Source organism: Polaribacter vadi (assembly GCF_018861005.1).
In the GTDB taxonomy this organism is placed as follows: domain Bacteria; phylum Bacteroidota; class Bacteroidia; order Flavobacteriales; family Flavobacteriaceae; genus Polaribacter; species Polaribacter vadi_A.
The window spans coordinates 81241-105294 of sequence record NZ_JAHKQL010000016.1 but is presented as its reverse complement, the minus strand read 5'-3'; the positions used below and the strand labels follow the sequence as shown (position 1 = coordinate 105294).

The following is a 24054-nucleotide window of genomic DNA, read 5'->3' as shown; positions in this document are numbered from 1 at the left end:
TGATTTTTTAAAACAACAACTAAACCACCAACAAAAACCATTACTAAAAACGAACTATGTACATATACAACGTAACTATAAATATAGATGATGCTGTTCATGATGAATGGTTAACTTGGATGGAAAATCATATTTTAGATGTTTTAAATACAGGTAAATTTCAATCGGCTAAATTTACCCAAGTTTTGGTTGATGAAGAAATGGGTGGCAAAACCTATTCTGTGCAATATACAGCAGAAACCAGAGAAGATTTAGAAGATTATTACAATGAAGATGCAGACGATTTACGCATAGAAATTGCAAAAAAATTTGGCAATAAAATGTTAGCTTTTAGAACTGAATTAAAGTTGATAAAAGAATTTTATCCTACAAACGTTAGTAATTAACCTTTAAAATAGATGATTAAGTTTTTTAGAAAAATTCGTCAAAAACTCTTAAAAGAAAATAAATTTAAAAGTTATTTCTTTTATGCTTTAGGAGAAATTATTTTGGTTGTAATCGGAATTTTAATTGCGTTACAAATCAATAATATAAATGAAAACAATAAAAAAGACGAAATTAGAGAAACTTACTATAATCAAATTCTTCAAGATTTAAGTAAAGATGATCAATATTTAAAAACAGAAATTAAAAATTTAAACGTTAATATTGATCTTTATAAAACATATAGAGCAAATTTTGCTAAACAAAAAAATTTAAAAGCACTTGTGCTTAGCCAACTTAAACTAAATTACTATTACCCTTATTTAAAATTTAATACCAACACTATTGAAACCTTACAATCTACAGGAGATATTAAATTAATGCCAGAAAAAATTAGAAATAAATTAATAGATCTAAAAAACGAACAAAATGTTTTTATAAGCATAACCTCTGGTAATTATGATAATTTTGCAAAAGGACTTATAGAAGCTACAAAACTAGGTTTTACACCCAATGTTATTTTAACTCAAAAAGAAATTGGGCAAAAAAGTATTTTTAAAAATTTAAATGTAGAAGCTAATTTAGATGAAATTGCTTTAATTGTAAATGCTGCTTATAATTTAAAAAACATAACAGAAATTGATCAAGTAAGAGGGTTTGAAACAATGTTAAATGAAATTAATGTGTTATTTAACTTAATAAATAATAAACTTAAAAACCCTTATCCTTCTATTGATAGAGTAATTGACCAAAAGATAAAACTAGAAAAGCTATTAAAAGATGGTAAATCTATAGATGAAGTTATAGTAATTGTAAAAAAACAAGACAAAAATAATTCTATTTACACAATTTCAGAAAACTATATTAATTCTTTGGGTTATGCATATCTTAATGCAAATCAAAAAGAAAAAGCTGTAAAGATATTTAAACTTAACATAGAATTATATCCAAAAGCTTGGAATACGTATGATAGTTATGGAGAAAGTTTATTAAAGATTGGCGATACTTTAAATGCTATAAAAGCTTATAAAAAATCATTAGAGTTGAATCCAAAAAATGAGGTAGCTCAAAAAATAATTTTAAAACTAAAGTCATAAAAATGAGTGTTAAAGCAAAAAAACATTTAGGTCAGCATTTTTTAACAGATGAAACCATTGCAAAAGATATTGCAGATGCTTTAACTGAAAAAGGATATGATAACGTCTTAGAAATTGGTCCAGGAATGGGTGTTTTAACCAAATATCTTTTACAGAAAAAAGTGAAAACTACTGTTTTAGAATTAGATAGAGAATCTGTTGCTTATTTAAAAGATGTTTTTCCTGTAGAACACCTCAACTTAAATACATCCAAAGAAAAATTTGCGATTATAGAAGGCGATTTTTTAAAACAAAATATCGAAGATATTTTTAATAAAAAACAAGTAGCTATTATTGGTAATTTTCCATATAATATTTCTACTCAAATTGTTTTTAAAGCCATAGAATACAGAGATTATGTACCAGAATTTGCAGGTATGTTTCAAAAAGAAGTAGCTAAAAGAATTGCAGAAAAAGAAGGTTCTAAAGTCTACGGAATTCTATCTGTTTTAACACAAGCTTTTTTTGATGTAGAATATCTTTTTACAGTACCACCAACTGTATTTAATCCACCTCCAAAAGTAGATTCTGGTGTAATTCGTCTTATCAGAAAAAAAGATTATTCTTTACCTGTAGATGAAAAATTATTTTTTAGAGTGGTTAAAACTGCTTTTAATCAAAGAAGAAAAATGTTACGTACCAGTTTAAAGTCCTTTAAACTTTCGGATACGTTAAAAGAAGACCCTATCTTTGCGCGAAGACCAGAACAATTATCGGTTTTGGAGTTTATTTCACTCACGCAAAAACTCGCAGAAAATGGTATTTGAAATCACTGACGAATTTCTAGAAAACCTTTCCACACTTATTAAAACCAACAACGATGCTGCAATTACCAAATTGTTTAAGGAGGTGCATTATGCAGATGTTGCAGAAGTTTTAGACGAAGTAAATTTCGAAGAAGCTATTTATATTATCAAGCTATTAGATAGCGAAAAAACATCTGAAATTCTTACGGAATTAGAGGATGATATTCGTGAGAAAATTCTTGAAAATTTATCTGCACAAGAAATTGCAGATGAAGTTGGTGAAATGGATTCTGATGATGCAGCAGATATTATTGGAGAACTTTCAGAAGAGCGCCAAGAACGTGTAATAAAAGCCATAGATGATGATGAATTAGCAGCAGATATAAAGGAATTACTTTCTTATGGAGAAGATACTGCTGGTGCATTAATGGCAAAAGAATTGGTAAAGGTTTATGAAACTTGGACAGTTGCTGGTTGTATGCGAAGAATTCGTGGTCAGGCCAAAGACGTTACTAGAGTTCATTCTATTTACGTTGTTGATAAAGAAGATAAATTGGTAGGTAGATTGTCTTTAAAAGACTTAATTATTGCCAAATCAGACCAACATATTGCAGATATTTTAAAAACTAAAGTAGATGCTGTAAACGTACACGAAGATGATGAAGAAGTAGCCAAAATTATGGCAAAATACGATTTAGAAGCCATACCAGTTGTAGATGACAACAACGTTTTATTAGGTAGAATTACCATTGATGATATTGTTGATGTTTTAAAAGAAGAAGCAGACAAAGATTATCAATTAGCAGCAGGTTTAACGCAAGATGTAGATTCTGATGATAGTATTCTAGACCTTACAAAAGCACGTTTACCTTGGTTGTTTCTAGGTTTAATTGGTGGTATTGGAGCCTTTATAATTATGGAAGGTTTTCAAGGTGTTTTCGAAAAATACGCATCATTATTCTTTTTTACACCTTTAATTGCAGCAATGGCTGGTAATGTTGGTGTACAATCATCAGCAATTATTGTACAAGGTTTAGCCAACGACGATGTAAAAGGAAGCATTAACAGTAGGTTAATAAAAGAAATGTTATTAGCTGCTTTAAACGGAATTATTCTAGCCATTTTTCTTTTTCTATTTGTTTGGGTTTACGAAGGTAAAATAAACACAGCCTTAGCCATTTCTAGCTCTTTAGTTATTGTAATTATTGTAGCTGGTTTAATTGGTACTTTTGTGCCTTTATTCTTAGATAAAAGAGGCATAGATCCTGCAATTGCAACTGGGCCATTTATTACAACATCTAACGATATTTTCGGAATTTTAATTTACTTTATGATTGCAAAAATGATTTTAGGAATTTAGTTTTTTAGAAGCTATTTCCAGCTTTCATTACTCGCTTTTTTGTAAAAACAAAAAGAGCTCAAACATGCCATTCAAACTGGGCTAAACTTGTTTGCTAACTTTTGGTTTTTAGATAAAATTTCAAGCTTATAAACTTCTAATCTTCGTAAACAAATCCCAAATTACAACACCAGTAGTTACAGAAATATTTAAAGAATGTTTGGTGCCCAATTGCGGAATTTCAATACAAAAATCGCTGGCATTTACCACTTCTTGTTGTACTCCTTTTACTTCATTACCCATTACAATTGCATATTTCTGATTCTTTTCAGGCAAAAAAGCATCTAATTTTGTAGAGTTTTCAGCTTGTTCAATGGCCAAAACTTTAACTTTTGAATCTTGTAAATTTTGAACTACTGAAAGTGTACTTTCAGCATATTCCCAATCTACAGATTCTGTAGCACCCAAAGCCGTTTTATGAATGTCTTTGTTTGGCGGAGTTGCACAAATACCACATAAATAGATTTTTTCAATCAAAAAAGCATCACTAGTTCTAAACACAGAACCAATATTATTTAAACTTCTAATGTTATCTAAAACCACAATAATTGGTGTTTTTTCAACGGCTTTAAATTCATCAACCGAAATTCTACCTAACTCGTTATTTTTTAATTTCCTCATATCTTGTGAATAAGTTCACTGCAAACTGCTACTGTAAACTGCCTACTAATTTTTACCTTCGCAAAACTAATTGAAAATTTCCAAAAACTTGGCAAAACAGAAAGCGAAAAAGGTAACTCCTTTAATGAAACAGTACAATACAATCAAGACAAAATATCCTGATGCTATGTTGCTTTTTCGTGTTGGAGATTTCTACGAAACTTTTGGTGATGATGCTAAAAAAGCAGCACAAGTATTAGGAATTACTTTAACAAAACGTGGTGCAGGTTCAGATTCTGAAACGGCTTTGGCTGGTTTTCCTCATCATTCTTTAAATACCTATTTACCAAAATTGGTAAAAGCAGGAATGCGTGTTGCCATTTGCGATCAATTAGAAGACCCAAAAATGACCAAAACCATTGTAAAACGTGGAGTTACAGAATTGGTTACTCCTGGAGTTTCTTTAAATGACGAAGTTTTACAAAGCAAAAGCAATAACTTTTTAGCGGCTGTTCATTTTGATAAAAAACAACTCGGAATTTCATTTCTTGATGTTTCTACTGGCGAATATTTAGTTGCTCAAGGAACATCAGAATATATTGATAAATTACTGCAAAATTTCAGCCCAAGTGAGGTTTTAGTTCAGAAACAAAACAAACAAAAATTCTTAGAACTTTTTGAAAATAGGTATTACACTTTTTATTTAGACGATTGGGTTTTTCAAAAAGAATATGCTAACGAAACTTTACAAAATCATTTTGAGGTAAAAACGCTTAAAGGATTTGGTGTTCAAGATTTAAAAAACGGAATTATTGCTGCTGGTGCAGTATTGTATTATTTATCAGAAACACAACATAATCAGTTAAAACACATTCAAAATATCAGCAGAATTGCTGAAGATAATTATGTTTGGATGGATCGTTTTACAGTACGAAATTTAGAATTGTACAATCCAAATTCTGTAAATGCAGTTACGCTTTTAGATGTAATTGATAAAACCATTTCACCTATGGGCGGAAGACTTTTAAAACGTTGGTTAGCTTTACCTTTAAAAAATATTGATGAAATTAAAAATCGTCATGAATTGGTAAAGTTTTTTATAGATTCTGATGAATTTTCGCAAACTGTAACTTATCAACTAAAACAAATTTCAGACTTAGAAAGACTCATTTCTAAAGTTGCAACAGGCAAAGCTTCACCAAGAGAAATTGTGCTTTTAAAAGATTCGCTAAAAGCAATTTTACCTATAAAATCAGCATCAGAAAAAAGTAAAAATAAAGCTGTTCAACAGCTAGGAAAACAACTTCACACTTGTGAAGATTTAATCACAAAAATTTCTGAAACTTTATTTGATGATGCTCCTGTAAACATCAATAAAGGAAACGCAATTGCCAATAATGTACATCAAGAATTAGATGATTTACGCGCAATTTCATCATCAGGAAAACAGTTTTTAGATGATATGTTAGCGCGTGAAACTGAAGCAACAGGAATTACAAGTTTAAAAATTGCGTTCAATAATGTTTTTGGCTATTACATTGAAGTTAGAAACACACATAAAGATAAAGTTCCTGAACAATGGATCAGAAAACAGACCTTAGTTTCTGCTGAAAGATACATTACTGAAGAGCTTAAAGAATATGAAACCAAAATTTTAGGTGCTGAAGAAAAAATTGCCAAATTAGAACATGAAATTTTCTCGAAACTGTTGCAATACATCATTCAATTTGTAGATGTTGTGCAAGAAAATGCGCAAATCATTGCAAAAATAGATTGTTTGTTATCTTTTTCTGTATTGGCTGTAGATAATAATTACGTTCGTCCAATTATGGATGAAAGTACTGATTTAGACATTAAAAACGGTAGGCATCCTGTAATTGAAAAACAACTTCCTATTGATCAAACCTATATTGCTAATGATGTTGTTTTAAACAGAAATCAGCAACAAATTATTATGATTACTGGGCCAAATATGTCTGGTAAATCAGCTATTTTAAGACAAACTGCTTTGATTGTTTTATTGGCGCAAATGGGAAGTTATGTGCCTGCGCAAAATGCAAAAATCGGCATTGTAGATAAAATTTTTACAAGAGTTGGTGCTAGTGATAATATTTCTATGGGTGAATCTACGTTTATGGTAGAAATGAATGAAACTGCATCTATCTTAAATAACGTTTCTGAGCGCAGTTTAATTTTGTTAGATGAAATTGGTAGAGGAACCTCTACTTATGATGGTATTTCTATTGCCTGGGCAATTTCTGAGTTCTTGCACGAACATCCATCAAAAGCAAAAACATTATTTGCTACACATTATCACGAATTAAATGAAATGACCACAACTTTTGAGCGCATTAAAAACTTTAATGTGTCTGTAAAAGAATTAGAAGACACTATTATTTTCTTACGTAAATTGGTTTCTGGAGGTTCTAATCATAGTTTTGGAATTCATGTAGCTAAACTAGCAGGAATGCCAAATATGGTGATTCACAGAGCCAATAAAATACTAGCACAATTAGAAAAAAATAATAAAAATGATGAAGTAAAGGATGTTTTAAAACAAACGCAACACGAAGAAATGCAACTCAGCTTTTTTCAGTTAGATGATCCTTTATTAGAAAATTTAAGAGACGAAATTTTATCTACAAACATTGATACTTTAACACCAATTGAAGCTCTAATGAAGTTAAATGAGATTAAGAGAATGTTGGTAAAAAAATAATGGTAAATAATTTAGAACAAGGCTTTTTTGGAATAGGAATTCAAAATGGAAAAACGCCTGAAAACTTAGGTGTTCTTTGGAGATCTGCCCAAAATATGGGTGCAAGTTATATTTTTACTATTGGTAATAGATATGCAAAACAAGCTTGTGATACTCATAAAGCAACTGGTGCAATGCCTTATTTTCACTATAAAAACTTCGATGATTTCTTTAATAATTTACCAAAAGGTGCAATGTTAGTTGGTGTAGAATTAGATGAAAAATCAGTTCAATTAGAGTCGTTTAAACACCCTAAACGTTGTGTATATTTACTAGGAGCAGAAGATCATGGATTATCGAAATTAGCTATTGAAAAATCGCATCATTTAGTAAAATTTAAATCTGAATTAAGCTTAAATGTTGCTGTAGCTGGTAGCATTGTAATGTATGATAGACAAACTAAAATAAATCTTAACTTATAATAAGTCTTTCCTCTTTTTTGCTATTTATAATATTGTCAATTTCATTTATAGAATATTAAAGTTTATAAAAAAATAAAACCTAAAAGCATATAGCCTTTAGGTTTTAGATTCTAGGGGTGTTTTAGGGGTAATCAAATATTTTCTAAATAGACCTCTTTAATCTTAATAATTCGTTAGTAGCATTGATGTAGCTATTATAAATTGCTTCATTTTTTATTAGCTCATCAAAAGCATATTGTTGGTCTCCAGAGTTACTAATAACTTTATCACCATTTTCTAAAATTGTGTTTTTAAAGTTATCACCAGAAACAAGACCTTCTATAGCAATTGCATCTTTGTATTTTTTAATCTGAATGTTTTCTTGAGTAAGTAAACTAGTTCTACCTGTAGATTTCTCTGTAATATAAACTTTGGCGTTTATATTACTACCACCTCTAATTTTTTTAATTAGTTGTGTTTCTACATTAAACATAAAATCGCAATCAGGTCTGCATTCAGATTGTTGCTTTTCTAAAATTTTAGCTATGTCTAATTCGTTTAAATCTAGTGCTGGTTTTACAGGAGAGTTTTCAATTGTATTAAATGATAATATACCAATTAATACCACAGCTAACGCTGCGACTTTTTTTAGGGGTTTCATTATAAGGGGTTTAAGGGTTACTGTAGCAAAGTTACACTTTTTTATAATATATGCAAATGAGCTAAAGTAAAAAAAACGTTAATAAAAAGTAAAGCTAAAACAAACTTAAATAATTGTTTTTAAACCACTTAAACCATTAATAATAGGTGAAATTAAAAATAAAATTTAAAAATAATTTAAAAAAGGACTGTAAAAATGCGAAATAAAAGCAATTTTTAATATAATTTTTTTTAAAAATCTAAAGTAATAACCATTATCTTTGCAATAGTTATGAACATACATTTCTTATTTATTGGTGCTCCAGAGGTTTTTATTATTCTATTAATAGTAGTAATGGTTTTTGGTGCAGACAAAATTCCTGAAATTGCTAGAGGTTTAGGTAAAGGCATGCGTCAAGTAAAAGATGCTACAAATGATATTAAGCAAGAAATTAATAACAGCTCTAAAGAGTATGGTGTTGATACTGATATTGCCAAAAACATTAACAAAGAAATTAAAGGTGTTAAAGAAAATATCGACGATTTAACTGGGCCTATTAAAAGAAATATGTAGGTTATTTTACTCTACTTACAGTTAAACCATCTCTTATTGGTAATAAAACTGTTTCAATTCTATCATCATTATTTAGTAAAGCATTATACTCTAAAAGTATTTTTGTGTCAGTATCTTTAGGGTTTAAAGTTTCTACAACTTTACCACTCCATAATACATTATCAGATAAAATAATTCCTCCAGGATTCATTTTATCAATAATTAAATGAAAGTAATTGATGTAATTCGATTTATCTGCATCAATAAAAACCAAATCGAAATTCTCTTTTATCTCTGGGATAATTTTTGTGGCATCTCCAACAATCTGTGTTATTTGATTTCTAAAACCCGATTTTTCGAAATACTTATTTTGTAAAGTTTCTAGTTCTTCATTTTTATCAATAGTAATTATTTTACCTTTTGTTGATAAACCTTCTGCCAGACATAAAGCAGAATAACCTGTATATGTACCAATTTCTAAAATGGTTTTTGGTTGAATTAACTTTGATAGCATAGACAATACTCTACCTTGAAAAGCACCACTTAACATTCTAGGATTTAAAACCTTTTGCCAAGTTTCTTTACTTAATTCTTTTAAAATTATAGGTTCTTGTTGTGAATGATTTACAACATAGTTGTCTATTTTTTCTGGTAAAAAATGCATTTAATAAATGGTTTACAGGTAATAAATAAGCTTTCAAAAATATAAAAAAACGGAATCTATATCTCTATAAATTCCGTCAATCTAACAAAAAATCAAAAATACGGTTTTGAGAAAACCGAAAAAAAACTTCTTCTATACTTTAATATTTTTTAATTGCTCTTTTAGTGCTAATTTATCCTCTTCACTCATACAGTGTTTTAAACTTTTGCAGCTTTTAGAATGACTTTTATAAATTTTAGTCAATTTCATATTCTGTTTTGTGTATTTAAAACAGATTCTACAACTTAAAAAGTGAAGGTTTAATTTAACTTTTTCTAAAAATGTAGCTTCACCATATTGATTTTTGTCACAAATGGTAGTTGCTTCATCGCAAGTTAAAATAAATTTTTTAAACATATCTTAATTATTAAACCAGTTATCTTCCATACACTTCCTTAATTGTGTTCTGGCTCTGTGTATGATAACCCATAAATTTGACGCTGAAATATCTAACTCCTTACAAATTTCTTCTGTTTCAAATTCTTGAATGGTTTTCATTCTAAAAACCATTCCATATTTATCAGGTAAATTATCTATACAAACGTCTATTTGGCTTCTTAACTCTTCATTTTCTATTGTTTTTTCAGAAGCATTATCCCAACTTTGTGGTACTCTTTCTTCTAGCCAACTTCCTTCATTTTCTCCATCACTATAAAAATTCATTCTAACTTCAGCTTGTCCTTTTTTAGAATTAATTTTTCTGTAATGATCTATTACTTTTCTTTTTAAAATAGAAACCAACCAGGTTCTTTCTGTAGATTTTCCTTGAAAATTCTTAGCAGATTTAAGCCCTGCAAAAAATGTTTCTTGTACCAAATCTTTTGCTAAATCACTGTTATTAACACGTACAACAGCATAATTAAACAGGTAATCTGCATAATTGTCTATCCATTTATCTGGTGTTAAAGTAACTTCTGTTTGAGGCATTTTAAATTTTAAAAGACCAAATATAATGCTATTTTTTTTCTTTTAAGGCTTTACAATTTTCTCTTCTTCGCATATCTACCAAATATATAATTTCCCAATTGCCATTATTGTTAAATAATTGAAAAGAATTGGCTCCACAATGACTAAATTTTCCATTAAAATAAAACTCATAAGGTGTCCATACAGAAGCCAAATTTTCATCAATTTTAATATCAATAGAAAGTAGTTTTTCTAAATAAATATCTTCTAATTTCTTATTTGCAACAGATATTAACAATTTTTCTTTAGTATCTGTTTTTAACATATGTACACCTTCTTTATTGGTAGATGTTGTTTGTATTTTAATGTTCTTATGCAAAGTACTTTTAAGCAAGGTACTATCACCTTTATGCAAACCTTCAAAAAACGTTTCTATTACTTTTTTAACAGCAGTTTCTTCTGATTTTTGTTGAGCAGAAATGGTTACAGAAAAAATAAGAATTACTAAATAAGTAATAATTTTATGCATTATAAATTTAATTTAAAATTATAAATTTAATTAAAATATTGAATAACAATAGTTAAGAAAACTTTATTAACGAAATATTAACTGGCTAAACATCTGTTTTATTTATTACTTTTACCAAAGTCTAAAATTTAAATAATATGTCATTAGGAAAAAAACAGTACAAAAGAATTACTGTAAAATCATTGGTAGATATGAAAGCAAATGGAGAGAAAATTTCTATGCTAACAGCTTACGATTATACCATGGCAAAAATTTTAGATAAAGCAGGTTTAGATGTACTTTTAGTTGGTGATTCTGCCTCTAATGTTATGGCTGGTCATGAAACTACTTTACCTATTACTTTAGATCAGATGATTTACCATGCAAGTTCTGTAATTAGAGGTATAGAACATTGTTTAGTGGTTGTAGATTTACCTTTTGGTAGTTATCAATCAGATCCAAAAGAAGCTTTACGTTCTGCAATTAGAATTATGAAAGAATCTGGTGCACATTCTATAAAATTAGAAGGTGGTAAAGAAATAAAAGAGTCTATAAAACGTATTTTAAATGCAGGAATCCCAGTAATGGGTCATTTAGGGTTAACGCCACAATCTATCTATAAATTTGGTACTTATACAGTAAGAGCCAAAGAAGAACAAGAAGCAGAAAAATTAATGCAAGATGCCTTAATGTTAGAAAAAATAGGATGTTTTGCAATTGTTTTAGAAAAAGTACCTGCTGCTTTGGCACAAAAAGTTGCAGAAGCTATTTCTATACCAGTTATTGGAATTGGTGCAGGAAATGGTGTTGATGGTCAGGTTTTAGTTACCCATGATATGATTGGAATGACTCACGAATTTAACCCAAGGTTTTTGCGTAGGTATTTAGATTTATTTGCAGATATGACTGGCGCTTTTAAAAGTTATGTTCAAGATGTAAAGTCTGGAGATTTTCCTAGTGATAAAGAGCAGTATTAATGCCCATCCTAACCTTCCCAAAGGGAAGGAAATAAATTTAGAATAACTAATGGATATTTCTGAAAAAATTTATTTCACTCTATATATTTTATTCTCTCTTTTTATTGCATTCTTATATGTAATTTTTCTGAAAAAATATGTTCGTAATTTTATTTTTAAATTAAATAAAGATTTAATTCCGTTATTTGATTTAGTCTTAAAAGTTTTTAGCTTTATGATTTATTATATTTTGCCATTAATGGCTCTATTTTTACTGATTACAAAATGGATTAAATAAATGCTATCAAAATTTAGTTCCACTCTAAAAATCTAAAAGTCCAACTATCTAATAATCTGTATATGAAAATTCTACACTTAGATTCAAATCACGCTTTATTAATAAATCAATTGAATGATTTAGGTTTTACAAATGATGAAGACTATACTTCATCAAAACAAGAAATCGAAGCAAAAATTCATTTGTATGATGGTTTTATCATTAGAAGTCGATTTAAAATTGATAAATCTTTTTTAGACAAAGCCACAAACCTAAAATTTATTGGTAGAGTGGGTGCTGGTTTAGAAAATATAGATTGCGATTATGCAGCATCAAAAAACATTGCTTTAATTGCTGCTCCAGAAGGAAATAGAAATGCTGTTGGCGAGCATTCTTTAGGTATGTTATTATCACTTTTTAATAAATTAAATAAAGCAGATAGCGAAGTTAGAAATGGTAAATGGTTGCGCGAAGAAAACAGAGGAATTGAACTCGATGGAAGAACTGTAGGCTTAATTGGTTATGGAAATATGGGGAAATCTTTCGCAAAAAAATTACGTGGTTTTGATGTTGATGTTATTTGTTACGACATAAAAGCTAATGTTGGTGATGCCAATTGTAAACAAGTTACTTTATCAGAATTACAAGCTAAAGCTGATGTTTTAAGTTTACACACTCCACAAACTGAGCTTACTAAAAACATGATAAATGCAGATTTTATCAAGAATTTTAAAAAGAGTTTTTGGTTGATAAATACTGCACGTGGAACATCTTTAGTTACCAAAGATTTAGTTGATGCTTTAAAATCAAGTAAAATTTTAGGTGCTGGATTAGATGTTTTAGAATATGAAAAATCGTCTTTCGAAAACTTATTTTCTGATGATAAAATGCCAGAAGCTTTTCAATACTTAATCAATTCAGAGAATGTGCTTTTATCTCCTCATGTTGCTGGCTGGACAGTTGAAAGCAAAGAAAGATTGGCACAAACAATTGTTGATAAAATACAAGCAAATTTTTATTAACTTGTTGTCATCAAAATTGATGTTATGCAATACAAAGCAAATTCACCAGAAAATTATATTTCTCAAGTTCCAGAAGAACGAAAAGAAACTTTACACAAATTAAGAAAAACCATAAAAGACAACTTACCTGATGGTTTTGAAGAAGGTATGCAATATAACTTTATCAGTTATTTTGTACCTCATTCTATTTATCCAGATGGTTATCATTGCAACCCAAAAGAACCTTTACCTTTTATGAGTTTTGCATCACAAAAAAACTCTGTTAACTTTTATCATTCAGGCATATATGCTAACCAAGATATTTACGATTGGTTTGTTGCAGAATATCCAAAACATTGTAAACGTAAATTAGATATGGGTAAAAGTTGTGTGCGTTTTAAAAAAATGGAAGAAATTCCTTATGAATTAATTGCAGAATTAGTTCGTAAAATATCTGTAAACGATTGGATAAATACATACGAAACTACTATAAAAAAGTAATAAAAAATGAAAAATAGAGTTACAGGAATTGGTGGTTTATTTTTTAAATCTGAAGATCCAAAAGCAGCAAAAGATTGGTACAAAAAGCACTTAGGTTTTAATACTGATGATTGGGGTTCTACCTTTTGGTGGAAAGACAAGCAAGGCAATGACGCTTCTACCCAATGGAGCCCTTTTGCCCAAAAAACAGATTATTTTGAACCATCAAAAAAAGACTTTATGTTTAACTATAGAGTCGAAAATTTAGTAGAATTGTTATCAGAATTAAAAAAAGAAGGTGTTACTATTGTTGGTGAAATACAAGAATTTGAATACGGTAAATTCGGCTGGATTTTAGATAACGAAGGTAATAAAATAGAACTTTGGGAACCTGTAGATCAGGCTTTTAAATAAATTTAATAAGTAATTAATTAACTATAAATCAGATTATTATGTTGTATAAAAAAGGTAATTTATACCGTAAACCAATTCAACAAAGCGCACAAAACTTTAGCGAAAACACACAAGATAGTACCTCTAAAATTAAAGACGGTGCTAAAAATGTAATTGATGGTGCAAAAGAAAAAATCAGTGAAACTTTTACTGATGAAAACATAGAAAAAGTAAAACAAAAGGCAACTGAATTTACAGATGATGCAAAAGAAGCTTTTGATATTATATCTGAAAAAGGATCAGAATTTGCACATGAAGCTGCAGAACATTTAGCTGATTTTGCAGAAGATGCTCAAGAAGAAATTAAGGAAGCTACTGCAAAAGTAAAAAACTTCTTAAAGAAGATTACTAGTAAATAATTAGATGAAGTTTTTATCCAACTATCCAACAGAAGTTTTAATTCTCTTATTTTTAATAATAACATTTTTTCTATCTTCTGTTGAAAAGTTGTTTGATTGGAAAGGCAATGTTTCTTTTATTAAAGATCATTTTAAAAACTCGCCTTTAAAAAATAGTGTTCCTTTATTATTAGCGATACTTTTAGTTATAGAAATAATTGCATCTATTTTAATGATGATAGGAATTTATCAAATTTATAATTCTGAAACAAAAGAAATTGCTTTACTAGGTTTAGAGCTTTCTGCAATCAGTTTAATTTTTATGCTCATTGGGCAACGTCTTGCAAAAGATTATCCAGGTGCAATGAGCTTAGGTGTCTATTTTATCATTAACCTTTTAGGTGTATATTTATTAAATAACTAAAATCTATTAATTTATAAATTCAGTATAATTTTTAACTATATAAAAAGCCCTTAAAACTTAAGTTTTAAGGGCTTTTATTTTTTTATTAAGGCATTTCTACTGTTTTAAAAATAAATTAAATTTTAAACTATTTAAAACCCGTTTTTACTTCTTTTTAAGTACATATATTAAAGAAGAATACTCATTTGTGCTTTTTGCACTTAAATTCGATTTGAATCCTTTTAAAAATGCGGAAATTGGTTTCATAGTACCAGATTTATATTTTTCACTTAACAAAGAAACATAATAAGCATCAAACTTCATTGGTAAACTTTTTTCTACAATCATATTTTCTTTTGAGAATAATTTAGCAATTGATGTTTGAGAAAAATGCCATAAATGTCTTGGTACATCAAAAGCAGCCCAAAATTGTTGATAATGTTTTGCATCGTAACTTTTATAATTTGGCACAGCAATAATCAATTTACCATTTTTAGTAAGTAAGTTATTTAAAGTTGAAATATACTCTTCTAAATTTTCTACATGTTCTAAAACATGCCAAAGAGTAATTACATCAAATTGATTATTATTGAATTTTGATAAATCTTCTTCTAGAGAAATCCCTTTTTTTAAAGCAATATTTCTTGCTCCAAGATCTGGTTCTGATCCAAAAACATTCCAAGAATTAGTTGCACAAACTTTTAAAAAATCTCCTGTACCTGCACCTACATCTAAAATATTTTTTGAAGAAGTATTAAAAGAATTAATCAATTTTAGTTTTCTTTTTAAGGTGATGTTTTTTACAGATTGATAAACTTTATCAAACAAAGATTTTTTAGAATCTGTATGAGAAATATAATCTTCGCTTTTATAATAATCTCCTAAATTTTCAGGAACAGGAACTGTAACTAACATATCAAACTCCTCATTCTTTTTTACCTGATAAACTTCACCAGAAACTGTGAAATCTTTACAATCTAAAAAAGGTTTTAAATCTTTATAAAAATCAATTTTGTTATTCATTTCTAATCATCTTAAAATTGAAATTCCTGCCTAAGCAGGAATTAAATATTGTGTTATTCTTTTAATAAATTTTAATTTGTTCCACGAGGAACATCTATAAAATTACAGATAAATTACCTACCCATATAAACTAATAAAACTGAAATATCACTTGGTGAAACTCCACTAATTCTACTTGCTTGAGAAATTGAAGTTGGTTGAATTTTACTTAATTTTTCTCGAGCTTCAAAAGATAAAGATTTTACTTTTTGATAATTAAAACTAGAAGGAATCATTACATTTTCTAATCGATTTAACTTATCAGCATTATTCTTTTCTTTAGCTATGTAACCTGAATATTTTAAGTGGATTTCAGCTTGTTCTATTACTTCTTTATCTATAGCATTATCTACTAAAAAAGTACTTAGTTTTTCAACATTCTTAAAATCAGAAAAACATAATTGTGGTCTAGCAGCAATTTTAAAAAGCTTCATAGATTGATTAACTAAAGCCAAATTTTTAGCTTCTAAAATAGGATTTATTTCTTCTTGCTTAACACTTGTCTTTTCTAAAAACTGAATTAATAAATCTGTTTTTCTTTGCTTTTCTAAAACACGATCCATTCTTTCTTTAGAAGCTAAACCAAGTCCAAAAGCTTTAGGTGTTAATCTTAAATCTGCATTATCTTGTCTTAATAAGGTTCTATATTCAGCTCTAGAGGTAAACATTCTATAAGGCTCTTCTGTACCTTTTGTAATTAAATCATCTACTAAAACACCAATATAAGCTTCATTTCTTTTTAAGATAAAAGGCTCTTTTTCTTGCACCTTTAAAGCTGCATTTACACCTGCCATTAATCCTTGAGCAGCTGCTTCTTCATAACCTGTTGTACCATTAATCTGACCTGCAAAGAATAAGTTTTTAATCAATTTAGTTTCTAAAGAATGTTTTAATTGCGTTGGTGGAAAATAGTCATATTCTATTGCATAACCATATCTTAAAAACTTTACATTTTCAAAACCTTCTATAGCTCTTATAGCTTTATCTTGAATATCTTCTGGTAAAGAAGTTGAAAACCCATTTACATACATTTCGCAAGTTGTCCATCCTTCTGGTTCAACAAAAATTTGATGTCTTTCTTTAGTTGCAAAACGATTAATTTTATCTTCTACAGAAGGGCAATATCTTGGCCCTGTAGATTTGATTCTACCATTAAACATTGGTGATCTATCAAAACCTTCTTTTAATAATTCATGTACTTTTAAATTGGTATACGTTAAGTAGCAAGATCGTTGTTTTACCAAATTTTTAGTTACTGGTAAATAAGAAAACTTCTCAGTATATTCATCTCCTGGTTGTTCTAACATTTTAGAATAATCTAAAGATCTACCATCTACTCTTGGTGGTGTTCCTGTTTTCATTCTACCAGATTCAAAACCTTTTGCAACTAAATCTTCTGTTATTCCTGTTGATGCTCCTTCTCCTGCTCTACCACCTCCAAATGTTTTCTCTCCAATATGGATTAATCCATTTAAAAAAGTACCAGCAGTTATTACAACCGTCTTTGCTTTTATTTCTAAACCTAGAGCAGTTTTTACACCTATAATTTTATCATCATCAAACAATAAACCATTTACAGAATCTTGATAAAAATCTACGTTTTCAGTTTGCTCTAACATCGTTCTCCAAGCTTCTGCAAACTGCATTCTATCTGATTGAGCTCTTGGACTCCACATAGCAGGTCCTTTGGATTTATTTAGCATTTTAAACTGAATAGCTGTCTTATCTGTAACTATTGCACTATAACCTCCTAAAGCATCAATTTCTCTTACTATTTGTCCTTTTGCAATTCCACCCATTGCAGGATTACAACTCATTTGTGCAATGTTTTGCAAGTTCATTGTAATTAATAAAGTGTGTGCACCCATATTTGCAGCAGCAGCAGCAGCTTCACTTCCTGCATGCCCTCCACCTACTACAATAACATCGTATGTTGTTGAAAATAAACTCATTTTTTTATAATAGTTCCACGTGAAACTTTTTACTTTTTTTCTAAATTAAATAATGATAAAGCTTTGTTTTCTTCACTTCTCATTTCTTCTTTTTCGTCTTCGGATTTATCTTTGAAACCCATATAATGTAGAACACCATGAATCATTACTCTGTGTAATTCATCATCAAAAGAAACCTTAAAATCTTTTGAATTATCTTCTACTCTCTCTATAGAAATATAAATATCCCCATTAATAAGCTTACCCAAAGAATTATCAAAACTGATAACATCAGTTAAAGTATCGTGTTGTAAAAACTCAACATTTAATTTATGGAGATAAACATCATCACAGAAAATATAATTGATTTCACCAATTTCAAAACCTTTATCAATAACAATATTATTAATCCAATTTTCTAAAATTTTCTCGTCTTTTAAATTGAATTCTGTTTCATAATTAAACGTTATCATTTTATAGTATTTGTTTGAATTACAAATTTTTTATTCTTTTTATCATAAGCAATAAAGCGAAAACTATCTTTTAAGAAACAACTAGATTCATTAGAATAAGTGGAGATTTCATCTAGTTTGTCTATATATTCTTTTTTATCAATTTCTTTGTAAATAGTTTCTGGTAATTCTTCATTTATAAGATCTCCATTTAAATCTATTAATAATTCGAAAAAACGTTTTTCTTTTAAAATTATAGCGTTTTCAAACACATAATCATCTACAACTCTTGGGCCAAAACCTGTAGGTATATTTCTTTGAATATTCTGTTGTATCATTTGCATTTGTTGTTGTTGCATATGCCACATAAACTGTTGATGATGCCACCACCAATTGTAATTATAGTTGTATGAAATATCTACATAATCTACCCTAACTCTAATTTTATCTGATTTAGTTTTATTGGCAGTTATTGTAGCATTATATTTATTTTTACCTGCATTTTTTAAAAATTTTTCTATTCCATGAAATTCTGGATTTCCCTTAATTTTATTAGAAAGTAATTCATCAAAAGCAATTACATTTAAAGATTTACCAGTATTTACATCAGCAATATTAATAAACCCAGCTTTTTTAGAAAGTGCCAATTGAAAGAGTTTATCTTTAGTAAAAAAAGAAGTTGCTTTTTTAAACTTCTCTCCATTTGCATTTTCAAAAGTAAAAAAAACAGGTTTTAATGTTGATTCACTCAAATTGAATTTTAGTAATTCAGTAATATTTGCTTTTTTATTGTTTAAAGGAATTCCACCAACGTTAAAGTTAAAAGGTTCATCTGAATCTCGAGTGAAAAAAAGTGTATTATTTTCAAAATACAAACGAACTTTATTAGTAGAACCATTTGCCACAAACTCATCTGTTTTTATTGAAGTAACAGATTCATTTTTAAAAAATCTTTTTACATCAGAATCTTTATCTAAAGCTAACTCTTTAGAATTTGGTTTATTATTACCAACAAAAGAAGAAACTATAAAAGCATCGTCTGTTTTATAAATTAAAATAGATTGATCTTTTTTTCTAATTGATGTCATAAAATCATTATGAGAAACAGCTTCAAACTCTTTTTTTTCTTTATTTTTAAGATTATAATGTACTGTTTTAACGAAAGACTCCTTTTTTATTTTATAACTTAACAATAAAGATAAAATATTATTTTTTTGATGAAAAGAAACCACTCCATAAGATTTTTCATTTATTAAACTTGGTAATTCAACAGAGGTATTACCATCAAATAGATATGAGAAAACTTTATAGTTTTTTGTTTTTTTGTTTTTTGCAAAAATTAAATGAAAAGAATCTTTGTCTGATAAATCTCCAGAAAAGGTGTTTTCTGTTTTAAATTCTTTTGGTATTGTTATTTCGTTAAAGACATTATTATTTGCATTTACTAAACTTGTAAAAGCACAAAAGAAAAATACAATAATTACTTTTTTCATAACTAATCCTTTTTAGGGTCAGAAAAATACTCTCTGACCTTATTTTTATAATTTTGCTGCAAAGGTAAGGATTGTCTATTTAATATTTCTATTTGATTGTAGAACTGCTGTTTAAATTTAAGCGCTTTTACTTTGTTTCTTTGAGTTTCTTTTTGATTTGTATTTGATTTACGCTTTTTATCTCTTCCTTGTTCTAAAGCAGCTTTATCAAGTTTTAATAATTCGTAATTTAAATTTTGCATTTTTTGGAGTGTTGCTTCATTAAAACCTTTTTCTAGAATATCATTTTCTAATTCTTCCATAGATTTTAATGCTTTTTTTGCATTTCCATTTCCTCCTTCTATTCCGTTTTCACTTTCTTTAATTGCATTCTGCAATTCTTCTCTTAATTGAGATTGTTGTTTAAAGATTTCATACAATTCACCATCTAAATCATCATTAGAACCTTCTCCTTCTCCATTTTTTTGTCCGTTTTTACCTTCACCTGGTTTACTTCCTTTTCCACTACTACCCTTCTTTCCTTTTTCTCCTGGCTTACCATTTTCATCTGGTTTATTACCTTCTTTACCTTTACCCTTTTCATCACCCTTTTTCATTCCATCTTTCATCTTCTTAGATAAGCCTTCCTGCTTTTTAATTAAATCTGGTAAACTAAAACCTTGTCCTTTTCCTGGTTTTCCTTTGCCCATTTTCATTGACATACTGTTCTTCATATTATTTAAAATATTACTCAAATAATCTGCCAAATTATTAGTAGCTGTCATTACATAACGTTGATTAGAAATTCCGTTATTAAATCTATTTTCAGAAAAATTATATAAAGATTGATCTAAATTGTAATGTGCAGAAGAAAGATCATCTTGAATTTTAGTTGAAATTTTAGGAACACGCATTGCTAAAACATACAAACTATCATCTATATGTTCAAAATATCTTTTTATTTCATTTTGCTTTTTTAAGTCTTTACCAAAGTCTGGATGTGTTGTAGATGTTTCTGTAAACTTGTCCATTAATTGTTCTTGTTGAAAAGAAAAAATAACTAAGTTTTCCAAAATTTTACGCAAGTCTTCCATATTTTCTTCCATAGATTCACTTTGCATATCCATCATAGATTTTTGCATTTTTGCGCTCATCTTTTTCATTTTTTGTGATGATTGCTTCTGACTTTGTTTTGCTTGTTTTGAGTTTTGTTGTTCTAAATTTTCTTCAGATTTTTTAAGCTCATTATCAATATCTTCTTTCTCTTCATCAACATCTGGCAACTCCATTGGATCTTTTAAATTTTCATTGTCTTTATTGAGTTCTTCCAATTCTTCTTTAATATCGTCAAATTCTTTTTTGATGTCTTTTTGATCTTGTAAACTACCATTTTCTTCCTTTTCTAAATCTGTTTGCTTTTTAGATAACTCTTCTATTTTATTTGCAATTTGCATAGTTTTTTGTTCAACATAAAAACGTTTCACCATTTCTAAAGTTTTCTCTAAACTACGCTGTTGTTGTTTATTTTGTTGTGCTAATTCTTTGGCCTTTTTTACAAGATCTTCTTTATTAAGTTTATCAGCCATTTTCTGAATTTCGTCCAACAATTTTTGTTGCTTTTCTAACTTTTTAAGTTCCTTAATTCGTTCTTTTAAATCTTCTTTTTTTTCTTGTAAATATTCATTTTTTTCTTCCTTTTCAACTAAGTTTTCTTGAAGTTGATCAGTTTGTCTTTGCATCATTTTTTTATACTGTTCTTGACGCTTAATAAAACTTTCTACTTTCTTTTTATCGTTCCAATTAATACTTTTTTTATTCTGTAATTCTTGTTGAATATTTTCTAATTGTTCTTGTTGCTTTTTTTGTTTTTGAACAGAATTTTCTAAATCGTTAATCGTATTTCTTTGTTCTTGTAAAAGTTGATCTTCTAATTCGTCTTCAGTATGTTGTCTGTAATTAAAAATCTTACTTTTGGTTGATTTATTTCCATTAACATAATCATTATCAGTAACTTGAAAATATAATTCATAATTAATTCCTTTCGATAAATTTAATCCGTCAGGAAATTGATAAAAGAAATTTTGTATATTTTGATTGCTTATTTGAAGGTTAAATAACTCTTTTATATCAGAATTATTTACATCATAATAAACCAATTGTAAATTACGTAAACCATAATCATCAGAAATCTGACCAGCAAATTGAGCAACACCTCTTGTAATACTATCAATATTAGAAGTTACAGAAATCAACGGGAATTCATCCTTAATGACATCCACAGAAAATTGTAAATTCTCGTAATTTTTTAGGTTTTTGTTTGATGATGAAATTTGATAAATTAAAGCATTTCTAACTTGTTTCTTATACTCAAAATTATCCGTAGATATTTTAGAAAAAGAATCACTTATATTTTTATTGATGAAAGCCAAACTATCTGTTTGATTTGTTTGAACCAACCAAGTAATATTTGTGCCTTCAGGAACAATTAAATTTCCTGAATTTTGAATGGTTTCATTTCTCCTTCCTAAATATTTAGGGTATTTTAAGTCTAATGAAATGTTGTGAATTGTTGGTGTGCCTATAACTTCAATCTTATAATCTTGAGATTGAATTCCATTTGCTTCAACATAAAAATTAATGGGCTCTTGAACATCTGTAAAAGTATATGAGAAAGATGAATTACCATTATTTTGCAAATAATATTGTTGATTATTATAAATTATTTTTGCTTCATTTGGACTAACATTTCCTATTGTTTTCGCATTAATTGTAATTGATTTTCCTTGTATAACTTGTAAACTTTGATTAGCAATTGAGAATAAAAATGGTGCTGGAGGATTGTAAGCAGTTCTGTAATTTACTACACGATCTAAACTCTGAGTTAAAGAACCATTTGTAATAGTAAACAAACTTATTACATAAATTAAAATAGGTACAATTGCATATTTTAAATATTTAGAATTCTGTTTAAAATCTATTGCTTTTACAAAAGGAATAGGATTTAGTTCTTCAGATTTTTGATTAATACTCGCTAAAATTAAATCAGATTGTTTTGCATTTTCTTTAAGTTGTAAAACATTTAACAGCTTATCCCCTACTTCTGGAAAATGAGCTCCTATAATTTTTGAAGATTCTTCTAAAGAAATTCCTTTTCTAAAACCAATCAATTTAAAAATAGGAATGGCAATAAATTTTATCAGTAAAAAAACTTCTACAATTATAAACACCCAAAACAAAATAGTTCTAGCAGTTGGTTTTAGCCACAAAAAAAATTCTAAAAAAAGCGTAAAAAAGAAATATAAAAAACCTAATGAAAAAAATAGAATTATTCCTTTTATCAATTCACTTGTGTAAAATTTTCGTGTAAACTGATTTAATTTGTGCTGTATGTTTTCGAATGCTTTCATAATCAACTAATAAAAATAATGTATTTGACAAGATCATCCACAAAATAATTGTTAAAACAATTATTTACGCAACCAATATCAAAATTATGTATCTTATAAAAAGAAACCCTTGTAAGTATTTAAAATGGTTTTCTACTAACTAAATATTAAAAACTAAACTTATGCTAAACCTTACCAAAATTGTATTTCTACTTTTAAGTATTTCTGTATTTGCTCAGGGACCTTGGACACAAGAAAAAGGAAAATTTTACACACAACTTTCTTTTACAACTATAGCTAATTATGATAACTTTTTTGGTGATCCTGATTATACAATAAATGGAGAAATATCTGATAATACTTTGCAATTCTATACAGAATATGGTTTAACAAATAACACAACTCTAATTGTAAATGCACCTTTAAAATTAATTTCAATAAACGATTTAAAATATCTAGATCCTGCAATAGATTGTTTTGGAGATTGTTCACAAACAATAAATGAAACTAAAACTGCTTTAGGAAATATTGAAATTAGCCTAAAACATAATTTCTATAAAAAAGATTGGTTGTTATCTGGGCAATTTTCTTTAGAAACAAATACAAGTACTTTTTATAAAAATTCGGGTATAAGAACTGGCTATGATGCTTTTACTTTAACTCCCCTATTTTTAGCAGGTAAAAGTTTTACTAATTCTTATTTGCAATCTTTTATTGGTGCAAAAATTAGAACCAATAATTATTCTAACAACTTTAAAATTGGTGGAGAATATGGTAAAAAACTAGGAAATAAATTTTGGCTAATAGGATTTTTAGATATTGAGAAATCTTTTAAAGACGGAGATGTTAATTTACCTGATAAAAATTTGGTAACTTCTTTATATGTAAACGATCAAGAATATGGAGTTGTTGGTGTAAAAGCAATAGGAGAATTCACAAAAGATTTTGGTATTACAGCAAGTTTACCAACTGCTTTTTTTGGCAACAATGTTGCTAAACAAATTGCACTAAGCATAGGTATTTATAAGAAATTTTAGATTTCTTATACTCTTTAAAATAATAAATTAAAAG

General features: G+C 28.1%; 25 protein-coding genes. 14 read left to right on the top strand and 11 right to left on the bottom strand.

Annotated elements, in window-relative coordinates; translation table 11 throughout:
* The first annotated feature begins 56 nt into the window (after positions 1-56).
* Genes KO506_RS08725 through mgtE form a run of 4 tightly spaced genes read left to right on the top strand, consistent with a single transcriptional unit; the run spans position 57 to position 3665 of the window.
* The gene (locus KO506_RS08725) at positions 57-386 is read left to right on the top strand and encodes a DUF4286 family protein (protein WP_215994520.1); all 330 of its coding nucleotides are present in this window, start codon (positions 57-59) and stop codon (positions 384-386) included.
* A gap of 12 nt (positions 387-398) precedes the next feature.
* The gene (locus KO506_RS08720) at positions 399-1520 is read left to right on the top strand and encodes a tetratricopeptide repeat protein (protein ID WP_215994519.1); all 1122 of its coding nucleotides are present in this window, start codon (positions 399-401) and stop codon (positions 1518-1520) included.
* 2 nt (positions 1521-1522) lie between these two features.
* The gene (gene rsmA, locus KO506_RS08715; RefSeq protein WP_215994518.1) at positions 1523-2326 is read left to right on the top strand and encodes a 16S rRNA (adenine(1518)-N(6)/adenine(1519)-N(6))-dimethyltransferase RsmA; all 804 of its coding nucleotides are present in this window, start codon (positions 1523-1525) and stop codon (positions 2324-2326) included.
* Complete coding sequence (gene mgtE, locus KO506_RS08710) at positions 2316-3665, top strand: magnesium transporter (RefSeq protein ID WP_215994517.1); 1350 nt, start codon at positions 2316-2318, stop codon at positions 3663-3665. Before rsmA ends, mgtE begins: the two co-directional genes overlap by 11 nt.
* A 126-nt stretch (positions 3666-3791) precedes the next feature.
* On the opposite strand, the gene KO506_RS08705 is transcribed toward mgtE, so the two are convergent.
* Positions 3792-4325: a TrmH family RNA methyltransferase gene (locus KO506_RS08705; protein ID WP_215994516.1), complete on the bottom strand. Its 534-nt coding sequence runs from the start codon at positions 4323-4325 to the stop codon at positions 3792-3794.
* A 124-nt stretch (positions 4326-4449) separates the two neighbouring features.
* Here KO506_RS08705 and mutS point away from each other — a divergent pair, with 124 nt between their 5' ends.
* Positions 4450-7023, top strand: a complete 2574-nt coding sequence (gene mutS / locus KO506_RS08700) for a DNA mismatch repair protein MutS (protein WP_436836411.1) — start codon at positions 4450-4452, stop codon at positions 7021-7023.
* Positions 7023-7484 (top strand): RNA methyltransferase, encoded by a 462-nt coding sequence (locus tag KO506_RS08695; RefSeq protein ID WP_215994514.1) that lies wholly within the window; start codon positions 7023-7025, stop codon positions 7482-7484. The genes mutS and KO506_RS08695 overlap by 1 nt, the downstream gene beginning before the upstream one ends.
* 142 nt (positions 7485-7626) lie before the next feature.
* Here the strand turns inward: KO506_RS08695 and KO506_RS08690 are convergent, their stop codons facing one another.
* Positions 7627-8124 carry a hypothetical protein gene (locus KO506_RS08690; RefSeq protein WP_215994513.1) on the bottom strand — a complete coding sequence of 166 codons (498 nt, stop codon included), beginning with the start codon at positions 8122-8124 and terminating at the stop codon, positions 7627-7629.
* A gap of 270 nt (positions 8125-8394) precedes the next feature.
* Here KO506_RS08690 and KO506_RS08685 point away from each other — a divergent pair, with 270 nt between their 5' ends.
* Entirely contained in the window at positions 8395-8676 is a 282-nt protein-coding gene (locus KO506_RS08685) for a Sec-independent protein translocase subunit TatA/TatB (protein ID WP_215994512.1), read from the top strand.
* Position 8677: 1 nt separating this feature from the next.
* On the opposite strand, the gene KO506_RS08680 is transcribed toward KO506_RS08685, so the two are convergent.
* The 4 genes from KO506_RS08680 to KO506_RS08665 all read right to left on the bottom strand — a co-directional run bounded on the left by KO506_RS08680 (position 8678) and on the right by KO506_RS08665 (position 10793).
* Complete coding sequence (locus tag KO506_RS08680; protein ID WP_215994511.1) at positions 8678-9319, bottom strand: O-methyltransferase; 642 nt, start codon at positions 9317-9319, stop codon at positions 8678-8680.
* A gap of 132 nt (positions 9320-9451) precedes the next feature.
* Positions 9452-9715 carry a hypothetical protein gene (locus KO506_RS08675; RefSeq protein WP_215994510.1) on the bottom strand — a complete coding sequence of 88 codons (264 nt, stop codon included), beginning with the start codon at positions 9713-9715 and terminating at the stop codon, positions 9452-9454.
* 3 nt (positions 9716-9718) lie between these two features.
* A complete protein-coding gene (locus KO506_RS08670; RefSeq protein WP_215994509.1) occupies positions 9719-10285 on the bottom strand; it encodes a sigma-70 family RNA polymerase sigma factor in 567 nt (188 codons plus the stop codon).
* Between the two features lie 28 nt (positions 10286-10313).
* Positions 10314-10793 carry a nuclear transport factor 2 family protein gene (locus KO506_RS08665; RefSeq protein WP_215994508.1) on the bottom strand — a complete coding sequence of 160 codons (480 nt, stop codon included), beginning with the start codon at positions 10791-10793 and terminating at the stop codon, positions 10314-10316.
* A 137-nt stretch (positions 10794-10930) separates the two neighbouring features.
* Between KO506_RS08665 and panB the strand changes: the two genes are divergently transcribed.
* From panB to KO506_RS08635, 6 genes are all read left to right on the top strand, one after another.
* Positions 10931-11749 (top strand): 3-methyl-2-oxobutanoate hydroxymethyltransferase, encoded by an 819-nt coding sequence (panB, locus tag KO506_RS08660; RefSeq protein ID WP_215994507.1) that lies wholly within the window; start codon positions 10931-10933, stop codon positions 11747-11749.
* A 339-nt stretch (positions 11750-12088) separates the two neighbouring features.
* On the top strand, positions 12089-13027 hold the full coding sequence (locus KO506_RS08655; RefSeq protein ID WP_215994506.1) for a 2-hydroxyacid dehydrogenase: 939 nt from the start codon (positions 12089-12091) through the stop codon (positions 13025-13027).
* A gap of 24 nt (positions 13028-13051) precedes the next feature.
* On the top strand, positions 13052-13507 hold the full coding sequence (locus KO506_RS08650; protein WP_215994505.1) for a DUF1801 domain-containing protein: 456 nt from the start codon (positions 13052-13054) through the stop codon (positions 13505-13507).
* A gap of 6 nt (positions 13508-13513) precedes the next feature.
* A complete protein-coding gene (locus KO506_RS08645; RefSeq protein ID WP_215994504.1) occupies positions 13514-13900 on the top strand; it encodes a VOC family protein in 387 nt (128 codons plus the stop codon).
* Between the two features lie 38 nt (positions 13901-13938).
* Complete coding sequence (locus tag KO506_RS08640; protein WP_215994503.1) at positions 13939-14298, top strand: hypothetical protein; 360 nt, start codon at positions 13939-13941, stop codon at positions 14296-14298.
* A 4-nt stretch (positions 14299-14302) separates the two neighbouring features.
* Positions 14303-14701 carry a DoxX family membrane protein gene (locus KO506_RS08635; protein WP_215994502.1) on the top strand — a complete coding sequence of 133 codons (399 nt, stop codon included), beginning with the start codon at positions 14303-14305 and terminating at the stop codon, positions 14699-14701.
* Positions 14702-14845: 144 nt separating this feature from the next.
* Here the strand turns inward: KO506_RS08635 and KO506_RS08630 are convergent, their stop codons facing one another.
* From KO506_RS08630 to KO506_RS08610, 5 genes are all read right to left on the bottom strand, one after another.
* Positions 14846-15703, bottom strand: a complete 858-nt coding sequence (locus KO506_RS08630) for a class I SAM-dependent methyltransferase (RefSeq protein ID WP_215994501.1) — start codon at positions 15701-15703, stop codon at positions 14846-14848.
* Between the two features lie 113 nt (positions 15704-15816).
* Positions 15817-17694 carry a tRNA uridine-5-carboxymethylaminomethyl(34) synthesis enzyme MnmG gene (gene mnmG / locus KO506_RS08625; RefSeq protein WP_215994500.1) on the bottom strand — a complete coding sequence of 626 codons (1878 nt, stop codon included), beginning with the start codon at positions 17692-17694 and terminating at the stop codon, positions 15817-15819.
* A 29-nt stretch (positions 17695-17723) separates the two neighbouring features.
* The gene (ybeY, locus tag KO506_RS08620; protein ID WP_215994499.1) at positions 17724-18146 is read right to left on the bottom strand and encodes an rRNA maturation RNase YbeY; all 423 of its coding nucleotides are present in this window, start codon (positions 18144-18146) and stop codon (positions 17724-17726) included.
* Positions 18143-19618 carry a hypothetical protein gene (locus KO506_RS08615; RefSeq protein ID WP_215994498.1) on the bottom strand — a complete coding sequence of 492 codons (1476 nt, stop codon included), beginning with the start codon at positions 19616-19618 and terminating at the stop codon, positions 18143-18145. The genes ybeY and KO506_RS08615 overlap by 4 nt, the downstream gene beginning before the upstream one ends.
* 2 nt (positions 19619-19620) lie before the next feature.
* On the bottom strand, positions 19621-23004 hold the full coding sequence (locus KO506_RS08610; RefSeq protein ID WP_215994497.1) for a DUF4175 family protein: 3384 nt from the start codon (positions 23002-23004) through the stop codon (positions 19621-19623).
* Between the two features lie 161 nt (positions 23005-23165).
* Here KO506_RS08610 and KO506_RS08605 point away from each other — a divergent pair, with 161 nt between their 5' ends.
* Positions 23166-24020, top strand: coding sequence for a hypothetical protein (locus KO506_RS08605; protein ID WP_215994496.1), 855 nt, complete (start codon positions 23166-23168; stop codon positions 24018-24020).
* The last annotated feature ends 34 nt before the right edge of the window (positions 24021-24054 follow it).